Source organism: Polaromonas sp. P1_E3 (assembly GCF_056405935.1).
In genome coordinates this window covers 67,816-81,616 of the sequence record NZ_JBFUBD010000005.1, presented here as the reverse complement: position 1 = coordinate 81,616, position 13,801 = coordinate 67,816, and the positions used below count along the sequence as shown (strand labels likewise).

14 protein-coding genes are annotated in these 13,801 nt (G+C 61.1%); 11 read left to right on the top strand and 3 right to left on the bottom strand.

From position 1 onward, the window contains the following. Together AC1D0Z_RS02400 and AC1D0Z_RS02395 are read left to right on the top strand one after the other, a co-directional pair. Positions 1 to 1,229, top strand: a 1,229-nt coding sequence (locus AC1D0Z_RS02400) for an AMP-binding protein (RefSeq protein ID WP_477656644.1), incomplete at its 5' end; no start/stop codon positions are given. Positions 1,230 to 1,337: 108 nt separating this feature from the next. Next, entirely contained in the window at positions 1,338 to 2,096 is a 759-nt protein-coding gene (locus tag AC1D0Z_RS02395) for a 5'-methylthioadenosine/adenosylhomocysteine nucleosidase (protein WP_477656643.1), read from the top strand. Positions 2,097 to 2,184: 88 nt separating this feature from the next. Here the strand turns inward: AC1D0Z_RS02395 and AC1D0Z_RS02390 are convergent, their stop codons facing one another. Together AC1D0Z_RS02390 and AC1D0Z_RS02385 are read right to left on the bottom strand one after the other, a co-directional pair. Next, a complete protein-coding gene (locus tag AC1D0Z_RS02390) occupies positions 2,185 to 3,174 on the bottom strand; it encodes a magnesium and cobalt transport protein CorA (RefSeq protein ID WP_477656642.1) in 990 nt (329 codons plus the stop codon). A gap of 252 nt (positions 3,175 to 3,426) precedes the next feature. Beyond that, on the bottom strand, positions 3,427 to 4,641 hold the full coding sequence (locus AC1D0Z_RS02385; protein ID WP_477656641.1) for a patatin-like phospholipase family protein: 1,215 nt from the start codon (positions 4,639 to 4,641) through the stop codon (positions 3,427 to 3,429). A 458-nt stretch (positions 4,642 to 5,099) separates the two neighbouring features. Between AC1D0Z_RS02385 and hpf the strand changes: the two genes are divergently transcribed. The 3 genes from hpf to hprK all read left to right on the top strand — a co-directional run bounded on the left by hpf (position 5,100) and on the right by hprK (position 7,082). Next, the gene (gene hpf / locus AC1D0Z_RS02380) at positions 5,100 to 5,429 is read left to right on the top strand and encodes a ribosome hibernation-promoting factor, HPF/YfiA family (RefSeq protein WP_092132342.1); all 330 of its coding nucleotides are present in this window, start codon (positions 5,100 to 5,102) and stop codon (positions 5,427 to 5,429) included. A gap of 199 nt (positions 5,430 to 5,628) precedes the next feature. Further along, positions 5,629 to 6,102, top strand: coding sequence for a PTS sugar transporter subunit IIA (locus tag AC1D0Z_RS02375; protein WP_477656640.1), 474 nt, complete (start codon positions 5,629 to 5,631; stop codon positions 6,100 to 6,102). Positions 6,103 to 6,131: 29 nt separating this feature from the next. After that, the gene (hprK, locus tag AC1D0Z_RS02370) at positions 6,132 to 7,082 is read left to right on the top strand and encodes an HPr(Ser) kinase/phosphatase (protein ID WP_477656639.1); all 951 of its coding nucleotides are present in this window, start codon (positions 6,132 to 6,134) and stop codon (positions 7,080 to 7,082) included. A 235-nt stretch (positions 7,083 to 7,317) separates the two neighbouring features. On the opposite strand, the gene fur is transcribed toward hprK, so the two are convergent. After that, the gene (fur, locus tag AC1D0Z_RS02365) at positions 7,318 to 7,770 is read right to left on the bottom strand and encodes a ferric iron uptake transcriptional regulator (protein WP_477656638.1); all 453 of its coding nucleotides are present in this window, start codon (positions 7,768 to 7,770) and stop codon (positions 7,318 to 7,320) included. A 117-nt stretch (positions 7,771 to 7,887) separates the two neighbouring features. Between fur and AC1D0Z_RS02360 the strand changes: the two genes are divergently transcribed. The 6 genes from AC1D0Z_RS02360 to AC1D0Z_RS02335 all read left to right on the top strand — a co-directional run bounded on the left by AC1D0Z_RS02360 (position 7,888) and on the right by AC1D0Z_RS02335 (position 13,780). Further along, positions 7,888 to 8,469 carry an outer membrane protein assembly factor BamE gene (locus tag AC1D0Z_RS02360; protein ID WP_477656637.1) on the top strand — a complete coding sequence of 194 codons (582 nt, stop codon included), beginning with the start codon at positions 7,888 to 7,890 and terminating at the stop codon, positions 8,467 to 8,469. A gap of 50 nt (positions 8,470 to 8,519) precedes the next feature. After that, the gene (dapB, locus tag AC1D0Z_RS02355; RefSeq protein WP_477656636.1) at positions 8,520 to 9,305 is read left to right on the top strand and encodes a 4-hydroxy-tetrahydrodipicolinate reductase; all 786 of its coding nucleotides are present in this window, start codon (positions 8,520 to 8,522) and stop codon (positions 9,303 to 9,305) included. Between the two features lie 37 nt (positions 9,306 to 9,342). Continuing rightward, positions 9,343 to 9,993 carry a MotA/TolQ/ExbB proton channel family protein gene (locus AC1D0Z_RS02350; protein ID WP_477656635.1) on the top strand — a complete coding sequence of 217 codons (651 nt, stop codon included), beginning with the start codon at positions 9,343 to 9,345 and terminating at the stop codon, positions 9,991 to 9,993. Positions 9,994 to 10,006: 13 nt separating this feature from the next. After that, complete coding sequence (locus AC1D0Z_RS02345; RefSeq protein ID WP_477656634.1) at positions 10,007 to 10,453, top strand: ExbD/TolR family protein; 447 nt, start codon at positions 10,007 to 10,009, stop codon at positions 10,451 to 10,453. Positions 10,454 to 10,592: 139 nt separating this feature from the next. Further along, positions 10,593 to 13,235 carry a leucine--tRNA ligase gene (gene leuS / locus AC1D0Z_RS02340; RefSeq protein ID WP_477656633.1) on the top strand — a complete coding sequence of 881 codons (2,643 nt, stop codon included), beginning with the start codon at positions 10,593 to 10,595 and terminating at the stop codon, positions 13,233 to 13,235. Positions 13,236 to 13,273: 38 nt separating this feature from the next. Beyond that, a complete protein-coding gene (locus AC1D0Z_RS02335; RefSeq protein WP_477656632.1) occupies positions 13,274 to 13,780 on the top strand; it encodes an LPS-assembly lipoprotein LptE in 507 nt (168 codons plus the stop codon). Positions 13,781 to 13,801 lie beyond the last annotated feature (21 nt).

The following is a 13,801-nucleotide window of genomic DNA, read 5'->3' as shown; positions in this document are numbered from 1 at the left end:
GCGCCATGGGTGACCAGCTGGGCATGCTCAAGGGCGCCTTGGTCAACTACGTGGTGCGCAATGTCAAGAAGATGGTGCCGGCCTTTAACCTGCCGGGCGCCGTGCGCTTTAACGACGCTGTTGCGCAAGGCACGCGCCTGACGATCAAGCGCCCCGAAATCAAACCCGACGACGTGGCGGTGCTGCAGTACACCGGCGGCACCACGGGCGTCTCCAAAGGCGCCGTGCTGCTGCACCGCAACGTGATTGCCAACGTGTTGCAGTCGGAAGCCTGGAACGGCCCGGCCATGGCCAGCCTGCCGGCCGGCGAGCAGCTGACCTATGTTTGTGCACTGCCGCTGTATCACATCTTCGCTTTTACGGTGAACATGATGCTGGGCATGCGTACCGGCAGCAAAAACATCCTGATCCCTAACCCGCGTGATCTTGCCGCTGTGCTCAAAGAGCTGTCCAGGCACAAGGTCAACAGTTTCCCGGCGGTCAATACCCTGTTCAACGGACTGGCCAACCACCCCGACTTCAATACTGTCGACTGGTCACACCTGAAGATTTCACTGGGTGGCGGAATGGCTGTGCAAGGCGCGGTCGCCAAGCTCTGGCTTGAGAAAACCGGTTGCCCGGTCTGCGAAGGTTACGGCCTGTCTGAAACGTCGCCCTCGGCCAGCTGCAACCCGACCAACAGCAAGGCTTTCACCGGCACCATTGGCGTGCCGATTCCCGGCACCTATTTCAAGCTGCTCGATGACGACGGCAATGAAGTCCCGCAAGGCCAGCCCGGCGAAATTGCCATCAAGGGCCCGCAGGTCATGGCCGGCTACTGGCAGCGTCCCGACGAAACCGCCAAGGTCATGACACCTGATGGCTACTTCAAATCGGGCGACATTGGCGTGGTCGATGAAAACGGTTTCTTCAAGATCGTCGACCGAAAGAAAGACATGATCCTGGTGAGCGGTTTTAACGTCTACCCCAACGAGATTGAAGACGTGGTGGCCAAGCTCGACGGCGTGATGGAGTGCGCCTGCGTGGGCGTCGCCGATGAAAAGTCCGGCGAGGCCGTGAAGCTGGTGATCGTCAAGAAAAACCCCGATCTGACTGAAGCGCAGGTGCGGGAGTTCTGCAAGGCCAATCTGACCGGCTACAAGCAGCCCAAGGTGGTGGAGTTCCGCACCGACCTGCCCAAGACCCCGGTCGGCAAGATCCTTCGCCGCGAGTTGCGCGACAAGAAATAAACGGCAAGTTTCAGAGCTGCCGCTTGCGCGGCTGGTTTTCCAGAGGGCGGCGCAAGCTGCCCTTTTTTCTGCGCTTTCGGGTGTTGAAAGCACGGCAAAATCAGGACCATGACTTCCATTGACCCTTTCCCCTACGCATCCACTGCCATCCTCAGCGCGCTCGCCGAAGAACAGTCCGGCCTGATTGACCTGCTGGAAAACGCGCGGCAGGTAAAGCACGCCGGCCGTGACTTCTGGCTGGGCGTACTGCACGGGCACCCGGTTGTGCTGGTGCTCGCACGCATCGGCAAGGTGGCGGCTGCCACCACGGCGGTGGCGCTGATCGAGCACTTCAAGGTCGGCCGCATTGTCTTTACCGGTGTGGCCGGTGGCCTGGGCGAAAGCGTGAATGTGGGCGATGTGGTGGTGGCCGACAGTTTTGTGCAGCATGACATGGACGCCTCGCCGCTGTTTCCCCGCTATGAAGTGCCGCTGTATGGCAAGACGGTGTTTGAAAGCAACGCCGCGTTGACCGCGCTGTTGCATGCGGCGGCGCTGGCGGCGGGCACGGTCCCGGCGTATCCGGCTGCGCGCGTTCACCGCGGACTGATGATCAGCGGCGACCGCTTTGTCTGCGGTGCGCAGGAAGCCGCCGGTATCCGTGCCGCGCTGATTGCCGCAGGCCACGCGCCGATGGCGGTCGAGATGGAGGGCGCAGCAGTCGCGCAGGTGTGCCATGACTACGGCGTGGCGTTTGCGTCCGTGAGGACGATTTCCGATCGCGCCGACGATACCGCGCATGTGGACTTTCCGGCATTTGTGGCGGAAGTGGCCAGCGTCTACGCGCGCGCCATCGTCGAAAAATTGCTGCCGGCGGTTACTGTCTGAAGTTGCTATCTATTTGATAGCTGCTTGCGCCCGTCGTTATTGAGTTTCAGGCCATTTTAGACCTGAACTCGCCTTCGGCACGGCGTGACTATTTCAGCCAGCCGCGCTTGCGGAAATAGATCATCGGCACCAGCGCGCTGGCCACCATCAGCGCGATCACATACGGATAAGCTGCCGGCCCCAGCAGCTGCAGCTCCGGAAAAGTCATGTTCATGCCATAAATGCTGGCGATCAGGGTTGGCGGCAGCAAGGCCACGCTGGCCACGGAGAAGATCTTGATGATCTTGTTCTGGTTGATGTTGATGAAACCGACCGTGGCGTCCATCAGGAAGTTGATCTTGTCAAAGAGGAAGGCCGTGTGTGAGTCGAGCGAGTCGATGTCGCGCAAAATCTGTCGCGCTTCCTCGAACTGCTCGGCATTGAGCATTTTGCTGCGCATCATGAAGCTCACCGCGCGGCGCGTGTCCATCATGTTGCGGCGAATGCGCCCGTTCAGGTCTTCGTGGCGCGCAATGGCGCCCAGCACTTCGCCGGCCAGTGCGTCGGTTACGTCGCCCGACAACACCTTGCCGCTGACCTTTTCGAGCTCGACATAAACGCCTTCCAGCGTGTCGGCGGAATACTCTGCATCGGCGTCAAACAGCTTGAGCAGCACTTCCTTGGCGTCCTCAATCAGCCCCGGCGCGCGGCGCGCGCGCATCCGCAGCAGGCGGAACACCGGTACATCTTCGTCGTGGATCGAAAACAGCACGCCCTTGCTTTTGAGGTCGTCGTTGACGAGGTTCAGGATGAAAGCCACGCGTACGGTGCGCGGCTCTTCGTCGTCTGCAATCAGGAAGTCGGAGCGGATGTGCAGCTCGCCGTTGTCTTCCTCGTAAAAGCGTGCGGATTCCTCGATGTCTTCGTCCATCGCATCTTCCGGGATGGACAGTCCGTAGTACTGCTTGATCCAGCGTTTTTCTTCGAGGGTAGGGGACTCCAGGTCCACCCAGATGGGCTGGAATTTGGAGAGTTCTTCCAGGGATTCGATTTCCTCCTGGAAAAGCCGGCCGTTGGCCAGCGTGAAAATATTGAGCATGACTGACTGCCTATCGATTCAGGGGCCTGCGCAAGGCATGCGTTCAGCCTTGCGCGAAAGCGCGGTAAAGGGCGGTGGGACGTGGCATCGCTTTCAACCCCCTTTCAACGTGAGCCTTGGCAAGCCTAGCGTCAGTCTGCGGTGTTGAAAGCTAGCGACTAGGGCTGCTTTCCAAGGATTTCTCCGTAATGAATAAGCGGCGATTATGGCATTTCACACCTGGTTTATCTACCGCCCGGCGCTCCACGAGCGCTACATGAAAAAGTCGATGAGTTCGCCCTTGCGTGCATAGGCGTCACTCTCGCCCAGCGCCATCAGCGCTTTGACAAACCCCGGCTCGAAAAGCAGGTAGCTTGCCAATGCAGCGCCCCCAGGGCTGCCTTTGGCTCCCAGCGCGCCCAGGCCTGCCAGCGCGTTATAGGTCCCGCGCGGCAGCTCGCCGGCATGGGCCTGTGCCAGCGCGTCGAGTGACTGCGATGGTGCAATCGCCAGCACGTCAACGGGACGGTAGGGCATGACTGCTGCGATTTCCCGCGGCATTTGCCGCACGGTTTTGCTCACGCGCTGGGCTTGCTCCACGTCGGCCTGTAGCGTGTCCTGGAACACGCTGGCCATGGCATGGCCCGCAATGGCGCCGAGCGTGGGCCGGCCGCTCACGCTCGGCCCGTTGCTGCCGACGAAACCGGCGCGCTCGGGCTGTCCCACGCCGATCACGAGTATCTTGCTGGCCCCGAGATGCAAGGCGGGCGACAGCGGGGAGCTTTGGCGCATGGAGCCATCGCCAAAGAATTCGCGGTGGCCGTCCACCCAGAGCGGCGTGGAGGGAAACAGGAAAGGAATGGCACTGGAAGCCATCAGGTGCTCAATGGTGACGGGCTGGAACTCCGCACGCCGCCCTGGCCGGCTCCAGAGGTCCGCCTTGCGGCCGGCGGCCATCTGGCAAAACGTCCAGTGAACCCCACTGCTGTAGCTGGACGCAGTGATGGCCAGCGCGTGAAGGGTTTTCTCCTGCAGTACCTGCTCGATGTGGCTCAATGAAATGGCATGGTGCAGGGTATCGACCAGCGGCGTATTGTCCAGCAGGGATTGTTGTGCCCGCACCTGCTGGGACAAAAACAGTGCCGCTGCGATCCGGCTCGAACGTATCCATGCCGGAACCTTGAGCTGGTAAACCTGCGATGAACGCAGTGTGGTCCAGAAGTTGGCCAACTGGCCGAATGCACGCAGTCCTTCACTTGCGTGGCTTGCCAGGAAGGCTGCGTTCAGGGCACCGGCCGAGGTGCCTACCAGGATTTTGAAGGGAAATTTCTGGTCTGCATTGCCGCTTTGCACGCCGAGCATGGTTGACAGCGCGTGAAGCACCCCCGCCTGGTAGGCTGTGCGTGCACCGCCGCCCATGAGGACCAGGGCATTTTGTTCTTCGTCAGGCCGGGTTAACGCGGAAGAGATGATGGTCTCAAGCGACATGGCCGGACCCGGTGTGTGAAGGAGACGCTGCAAACAGTCGGTGCATGGGCTTGCTCTGGCGGGTGTTATGGTTTTCTTGCCATGGGGTGCTGCTTTGGCCTTTGCAACCTTGCCCTTTGAGGGGCGGTCGCCGTCAATTGTTTCAGCATGATGCCGCCGGGGCGGCATTCCTGCAAGCACGCCCGCCTTGGCTGCACGAAAGCTTGCGTTGGCAAAAATGCAGAAGAATCAAGGGCTTTATGCCGCTGCCCGGGCGGTACGCCGGCATGCACCGCGGGCAGTGAATTTGTGGTCAAGGGGTTTTTCACAAGGTTTCACTATTTATTGCGGCGCAAGGTTGCAATTGCAGGGTATCGGGCGCATAGTAAATCCAAGAGAGTGTCCCCGTCCGCTGCCCCGCCTCCTGGGCCCGGCAGTGTTTTCAACCCAGCTCCAACCTTTGGAAAAGGAGTCTCTTTATGAACTTGACGATCAGCGGCCACCATCTTGAAGTCACCCCCGCGTTGCGCGGCTATGTGACGAGCAAGCTGGATCGGATTACCCGGCATTTCGACCAGGTAGTGGACGTAAAAGTCCTGTTGACAGTGGACAACATGAAAGAAAAGGAAAGACGCCAGCGGGCCGAATGCAATGTGCATGTCAAGGGCCGCGACCTGTTTGCCGAGAGTTCCCACGCTGATCTGTATGCCGCCGTAGACGAGTTGACCGACAAACTGGATCGCCAGGTCGGACGTTACAAAACCAAAACCCAGGATCATCACCACATTGCCGCCAAGCGCCAGGCCTGATTGGCCACTCCGCTTTTTGCTTTGCACCCCGCACTGGCCGGCTGGAAATCCCGTTCCGGGCCATGCCCCCCGTGTTGAGGGTGTAAAGGCAGGTGCCAGAAGTTGCCAAGAGCCGCTTGCGACGTCAAGCGGCTTTTTTATGCCTCTTTTTCCAGCTAACCCGCTGCAAAGTGCATAATTCGGCGACTAAAAGATTGTTATGAACCGTCTTTCGCAAATTTTGCCCCCCTCCCAAGTGCTGGTCCGTGTTGAAGCGACCAGCAAGAAACGCGCTTTTGAAGAAGCCGGTCTGCTGTTTGAAAACCAGCATGGCCTGAACCGCGCATTGATCACGGACAGCCTGTTCGCCCGTGAACGCCTCGGCTCGACCGGGCTTGGCCATGGCGTGGCCATTCCGCATGGCCGCATCAAGGGGCTCAAGGCTCCGATGGCTGCCGTGTTCCTGTTGCAGGCGCCTATTGGTTTCGATGCGCCCGACGAACAGGCCGTGGCATTGCTGATTTTTCTGCTGGTTCCCGAGGCTGCGACCCAAAAGCACCTTGAAATTCTTTCGGAAATTGCCGAATTGCTCAGCGACAGCACCTTGCGGGAACAACTCAAGACCAGCACAGATGCCGCGGGACTGCACAACCTGATTGCTTCCTGGCACTCCGTCCACGAAGTCAGTTCTTAGTACGGGCCTGTCCCGAATCACAGGATGGCATGAAGCCCACCGTTGTCAGTGCCGACGTTTTATTTGAAGACCACCGTGCTGCCCTGAAATGGGAGTGGGTCGCCGGGCTCGGGGCCTCCGAGCGGCGTTTCGATGAAGTCGCCGTCCGGGCTGCGCGATCCGGCGCCGATCTGGTGGGGTACCTCAATTACATCCATCCCTACCGCGTGCAGATTCTCGGTGAGCGTGAGGTCGCTTACCTCACCAATGCCAGCCCGGAAGACTGCGCCCGCCGCATCTCGCGCATCATCACACTGGAGCCGCCGGTGCTGGTTGTGGCCGATGGCCAGACTGCCCCTGACACCCTGCTGTCCATGTGCGAGCGCGCGCAGCTGCCGATGTTCTCCACACCGGAGTCGGCCGCCTTTGTGATCGACGTGCTGCGGGCCTACCTGTCCAAGCATTTTGCCGACCGCACCTCCATGCACGGCGTCTTCATGGACATCCTGGGCCTGGGTGTCATGATCACCGGGGAATCGGGCCTGGGTAAAAGCGAACTGGGGCTGGAGCTGATTTCTCGCGGCCACGGCCTGGTGGCCGACGACGCTGTGGACCTGTACCGGATCAACCAGACCACGATTGAAGGCCGCTGCCCCGAACTGCTGCAAAACCTGCTGGAAGTGCGCGGTATCGGCCTGCTCGACATCAAGGCGATTTTTGGCGAGACGGCGGTGCGCCGCAAAATGCGGCTGAAGATGATCGTGCACCTCGTGCGCCGCGAAACGCTTGAGCGGGACTACGAACGCATCCCATACGAACCGCTGACGCAGGACGTGCTGGGAATTCCGGTGCGCAAGGTCATCATCCAGGTGGAGGCAGGCCGCAATATTGCCGTGCTGGTCGAGGCCGCGGTCCGCAACGCAATCCTGCAGCTGCGCGGCATCAATACCTACCAGGATTTCGTGGAGCGGCACCGCCGCGCCATGGAGCAGGATGACTAGGGCCCCCACGGTCGCTCACTGCGTGTAGCTCCCTGCCCCCCGAGGGGGCCGCTGCGCCTGCGGCCCGGCAAAGCCGGTTCCGCGGCCCCTGCTGGAACAGAATCCTCGCGACCTCGCGACCTCGGGGCCGCTCGCTACGGTTTCTTCGGGCCTTCTGCCGGCCGAATTTACGTGCTATTAAATCAGTAGCTGCTTGCGCTCGCCAATAAAGGGCCGCAGGCCTTTTAATTCGAATTCAGGCGTGGTGATGCCGCACCGGGTTGCCATTGCGGTTAGGGCACTTGTCCTTGGTGCAGTTGGCGTAGATCGACAGGGAATGGTCGGCAATGGCAAAACCCTTGGATTTGGCTACGGCGTTCTGCCGCTTTTCAATTTCGGCGTCGTAAAACTCCTCGACCTTGCCGCAATCCAGGCAGACCAGGTGGTCATGGTGCTGGCCTTCATTGATCTCGTAGACTGCCTTGCCTGACTCGAAATTGCTGCGGTTCAGCAAACCCGCCTGCTCGAACTGGGTCAGCACCCGGTAGACGGTGGCAAGGCCGATGTCCGACCGGTCTTCCAGCAGCACGCGGAACACATCTTCAGCCGTCATGTGGCGCTGTTTGCCAGCCTGGAAAATCTCCAGGATTTTCAGGCGCGGCAGGGTTGCCTTGAGGCCGGTATTTTTCAGTTCGTCGATGTTGCTCATGGGAAACTCTCTGGGTGAAACCGCTGTGTAAAGCGGTGGTGCGACCCTTCTGGGCGGGTGCCGGCGGGGAGCCCCCAGCCGCTACAATGAACAATCATATCGCTACACCTCCTCACTATGTCAGCCACGCCTGCAAATCATCGTTACAGCGCACAGACCGCCCTCCTGCTCCTGGTTTGCACGATGCTGGCCTCCTGCAGCAGCCTGCGCAGCATGGGCGACAGCTCGATCAACCCCGTCAACTGGCTCACCCCCTACAGGGTGGATGTCATTCAGGGCAATTTTGTCTCGAAAGAGCAGGTTGAACTGCTCCGCGCCGGCATGAGCCGCGAGCAGGTCAAGGGCATCATGGGCACGCCTTTGATGGCCAGCCTCTTTCATGCCGACCGGTGGGACTATGTATTTACCCTGAAGCGCCAGGGCGTCGAGCCCCAGTCGTACAAATACACCGTGTTCTTCAAGGGCGACCAGCTTGAACGCTTTGAAGGCGACGCCATGCCGAGTGAGACGGAATTTATTGCCAAACTGGGCAACAAGCGCAAGCTGGGTGATGTGCCTGTGCTGGAAGCCACCGAAGAGCAACTGAGCAAGGCGTCGACCAAGATCAAGGCTGAGTCGGCTGCGACCCCGGCTCCTTCCAGCACGCCGGCCGGCACCTCTTCCGTTTCCTATCCGCCGCTCGAAAGCCCGAAACAGTGAGCGGGGCTGGCTCAATCCAGGCGAGCCAGGGCCGACGGCACCGGATCGCAGTGGCGGGCGCCAGCGGCCGCATGGGCCAGATGCTGGTTGATGCTGTCAGCGCCAGCACCGACTGCCAGCTGACCGGCGCGCTCGATGTGGCCTCCAGCCCGTCCGTGGGCCTTGACGCCGCCGCGTTCTCTGGCCGTGCCAGTGGCGTGCTCATCAGCGCCGATATACGCCAGGGATTAAAAGACTCCCGCGTGCTGATTGACTTCACCCGCCCTGAAGGCACGCTGGCCCATCTGGCGGCTTGCCGCGAACTGGGCGTCAAGCTGGTCATCGGCACCACCGGTTTTTCGGAAGCGCAAAAAGCCGAAATCGCCGCCGCGGCCAAGGACATCGCCATCGTCATGGCACCCAATATGAGCGTAGGCGTCAACGTGACGTTCAAGCTGCTTGAAATGGCGGCCAAAGCGTTGTCCACCGGTTACGACATCGAAATCGTCGAGGCGCATCACCGCCACAAGGTCGATGCGCCCTCGGGTACGGCACTCAAGATGGGCGAGGTGATCGCCGATGCGCTGGGCCGCGACCTGAACGACTGCGGTGTGTATGCGCGCGAAGGTGTGACCGGTGAACGTGACCCGCTGTCCATCGGTTTTTCCGCCGTGCGCGGTGGTGACGTGGTGGGCGACCACACCGTGATGTTCCTCGGCACCGGCGAACGCATAGAGATCAGCCACAAGTCGTCCAGCCGCAGCAACTATGCCCAAGGCAGCCTGCGCGCCGCCCGCTTTCTGGACGGAAAGGCCACCGGCCTTTTTGACATGTTTGACGTGCTGGGCCTGAAATGAACGCAATCCCGGCGCTGGCGGCTCGAGGCTTGGCCTGATGGACTTCTTCAGCCTGATGACCCAGGGGGGTGTTGTCAGCCAGTTGGTGGCGGCGCTTCTGCTGGGCATGTCGGTGGCGAGCTGGGTTGTCATCCTGTGGAAAGCCTGGCTGCTTCACCGCGCAGGCGGCGACGTTGCACGCAGCACGAGCGCTTTCTGGCAGTCGGCCTCGGTAGAGCAAGCCCGCGAGAAAGTGGCAGCCTTTGATCGCGAGATGCTGGTGCTGCCGCTTATTGCCGCCACGGGTATCCAGGCGGGCGGAACGCTGGCTTCGGCGGGCGACAAATCCCAACAGCTCACCCGCGTACTGCGAGACGCGCTGCATGGTGTTCTCGACAAGTTGCAGTTTGGCCAGGTGCTGCTCGCCACTGTCGGCTCAACCGCACCGTTTGTGGGGTTGCTGGGCACCGTCTGGGGCATTTACCACGCGCTGGTTGGCATCGCCTCGGCGGGGCAGATCACCATCGACAAGGTCTCCGGCCCTGTCGGTGAAGCGCTCATCATGACCGCGGCAGGCCTGGCAGTGGCCATTCCGGCAGTGCTCGCTTACAACATTTTTGGCCGCCGCATCGGCCGCATCGAAGCCGACCTCGAAGGCTTCGCCCGTGATTTACGTGAGCTGTTTTCGTCAACGGCGTCATTAAAATGAGAGGCGCAGGCGCATGAGTTTCGGGCGCCTTGAGCGCACCCAGGGTCCGCAGCCCATGAGCGACATCAATGTGACGCCGCTGGTCGACGTGATGCTGGTGCTTGTGGTGATCTTCATTATCACGGCGCCCTTGCTGGCCAGCACCATCCCGCTCAGCCTGCCCAGGACAGACGCCGCCCAGCCGGCCGACGCCCCCAAATTCGTCACACTGGTGGTCGACAAGGCCGGCCAGGCTTTCCTGAATGACAAGGCCCTCACCCAGGACGAACTGGCGCAGCGGCTGGCCGAAACCGCCCGCCAGAACCCCGACACCGAGGTTCAGCTGCGGGCCGATGAGGGCGTTCCCTATGGCAAGGTGGTCCAGGTGATGGGCGTGGCGCAGAAAGCCGGGCTCAACCGCATCGGCTTTGTGGCCGACCCCGGGCCGGTCCAGGCGAACAGCCCCGCTGTAACCCGTTAGCGCGCCTGGCGCGGCCCAGCCCCTAAAATCGGGGATTCACCGTGACCGGCGGCAACAGGCTGCGCAGCCCGCTCCGCCACCTTTTTCTTCGCCCTTCGGCCATTTTTATCGCTTCGTTTTCCGCCTTTTCCGGTTTCTCATGCAAGACAAATACAACCATCTCGACGTTGAGCGTGATGCTCAAAGCCACTGGACCGCTACCGACGCCTACCGCGTGACGGAAGATGCGAGCCGGAAGAAATACTACGCCTGCTCCATGCTGCCTTACCCCAGCGGCAAGCTGCACATGGGCCACGTGCGCAACTACACCATCAATGACATGCTCACGCGCCATCTGCGCATGAAGGGCTACAACGTGTTGATGCCCATGGGCTGGGATGCCTTCGGCCTGCCGGCCGAAAACGCCGCCATGAAAAACGGCGTGCCGCCGGCGAAGTGGACCTACGACAACATCGCCTACATGAAAAAGCAGATGCAGGCGATGGGACTGGCCATCGACTGGAGCCGCGAAGTCGCCACCTGCGACGCGAGCTATTACAAGTGGAACCAGTGGCTCTTTTTGAAGATGCTGGAAAAAGGCATTGCCTACCGCAAGACCCAGGTCGTGAACTGGGACCCGGTCGACCAGACCGTGCTGGCCAATGAGCAGGTGATCGACGGCAAGGGCTGGCGCACCGGCGCCGTGGTTGAAAAGCGCGAGATCCCGGGCTACTACCTCAAGATCACCGACTACGCCGACGAGCTGCTCGACAGCGTCAGCCACAAGCTGCCCGGCTGGCCCGAACGCGTCAAGCTGATGCAGGAGAACTGGATCGGCAAGAGCGAAGGCGTGCGCTTTGCGTTCACCCACGACATCCAGGACGCTTCCGGCAAGCTGATCGGCGACGGAAAGATGTACGTCTTCACCACACGCGCCGACACCATCATGGGCGTGACCTTCTGCGCCGTGGCACCCGAGCACCCGCTGGCCCAGCATGCCGCTGCGTCCAGCCCCAAGGTCGCCGCTTTCATTGAAGAGAGCAAAGCGGGCGGCACGACCGAAGCGGAACTCGCCACGCAGGAGAAAAAAGGCGTGCCCACGGGCCTCTTCGTTACGCACCCGCTCACTGGAAATAAGGTGGAGGTGTGGGTCGGCAACTATGTGCTGATGAGCTACGGTGACGGCGCCGTGATGGGCGTGCCGGCACATGACGAGCGCGATTTTGAGTTCGCCAAAAAATACAAGCTGCCCATCAAACAAGTGGTGGATGTCAAAGGTCAGACCTACAGCCTGGAGGCCTGGGCTGACTGGTACGGCGACAAGCAGCAGGGCGTGACCATCAACTCCGGCAAGTACGACGGACTGTCATTTAAAGCGGCAGTAGATGCCGTAGCCGCCGACCTCGCAGCCAGGGGCCTCGGTGAAAAGAAAACCACCTGGCGCCTGCGCGACTGGGGCGTGAGCCGCCAGCGCTATTGGGGCACGCCGATTCCCATCATCCATTGCGAAGAACACGGCGCCGTGCCGGTGCCTGAAAAAGACCTGCCTGTGGTGCTGCCGCAAGATTGCGTGCCCGACGGCTCAGGCAACCCACTGCACAAGCACGCGGGCTTTCACGCCGGCGTGGTCTGTCCCGTCTGCGGCAAGCCGGGCCGCCGCGAGACCGACACCATGGACACCTTTGTCGATTCGTCCTGGTACTTCATGCGCTACTGCGACCCGAAGAACGACGAGAAGATGGTGGCTGACGGCGCCAGCTACTGGATGCCGATGGACCAATACATCGGCGGCATCGAGCACGCCATCCTGCACCTGCTCTATGCCCGCTTCTGGACCAAGGTCATGCGCGACCTCGGGCTGGTGAAAATCGACGAGCCGTTCACCAAGCTGCTCACACAGGGCATGGTGCTCAACGAAGCCTTCTCGCGCACCACCACCGGCAAGCAGTACTTCTGGGCGCACGAACTCGACATCGTTCGCGACGAGCATGCCAAGGTGATCTCCGCTACTTCCAAGGTAGACGGCCTGCCCGTTCCCTATGAGGGCTGGACCACGATGTCCAAGTCCAAGAACAACGGCGTGGACCCGCAGGACCTGATCGAGAAGTACGGCGCCGATACCGCGCGGCTCTACACCATGTTCACTGCGCCGCCCGACACCACCCTGGAGTGGAACGACGCCGCGCTGGAGGGCTCCTACCGATTCCTGCGCCGTGTCTGGAATTTCGGCGTCAAGCTTCATGCTATGAATTCAGGAGCTGGTGGCGCACAGCCACCGGGCGCTGCGGCCGTATTTGACAAGGAAACCAAGGCCCTGCGCCTGGAGATCCATACCGTGCTGAAGCAAATCGACTATGACTACCAGCGCATGCAATACAACACCGTGGTGTCGGGCAACATGAAGCTGCTCAATGCCATGGAAGATTTCAAAGGTGCTTCGTCGCCAGGCGCAGACGCAGCGCTGCGCGAAGGCTTCGGCATCCTGCTGCGCTGCCTGTACCCGGCCACGCCGCATCTGGCGCATGCACTGTGGTCGCAGCTCGGCTACGCAGCGCAGTTTGGCGGGTTGCTCGACGCGCCCTGGCCTGAAGTTGATGCTGCAGCACTGCAGCAGGACGAGATCGAACTGGTCCTGCAGGTCAACGGCAAGCTGCGCGGCTCCGTCACGGTCCCCGCGGGCGCCGACAAGGCCACCATTGAAGCCGCTGCGCTGGCGTCGGAGGCTTTCACCAAACAGGCTGCAGGCGCGCCCGCCAAAAAGGTGATCGTGGTGCCTGGCCGGCTGGTCAATATCGTTATTTAGGTCATTTGAGACCGCTTCAAACACAAAGAAGGCAGCCCATGCAGCGTCGCACATTCCTCTCCCTGTCGGCCACCACTGCCGCCCTGAGCCTGGGCGGCTGCGGGTTTGAGCTTCGCAAGGCGCCCACCTTTGCTTTCACCACGCTCTACTCAGGCCTTGCCGAGACTTCGCCGCTGGGGGTGGAGCTCAGGCGCTCGCTGCAGGCGACGCGCAAAGTGGAGGTGATCACGGAAGCCCGCAGGATCAATGAGGCGCAGGTGGTTCTTGACGTGTTGAGCGATCAGCGCGAAAAAGTTATCCTGAGCCGCAACGCTTCAGGGCAGGTGCGTGAATTTCAGCTGCGCCTGCGCTTTCGTTTCAAGCTGCGTACGCTGGCGGGCAAGGAACTCATCCCGGAAACGGAGATCCTGCAACAGCGCGATATCAGTTTCAATGAGTCCGCCGTGCTGGCCAAGGAAGCCGAAGAAAACCTGCTCTATCGCGACATGCAGAGCGACATCGTCCAGCAGATCATGCGTCGCCTCGCAGCCGTAACAGAGCTCTGAAGCCGACGGCTTCCCCTGGCG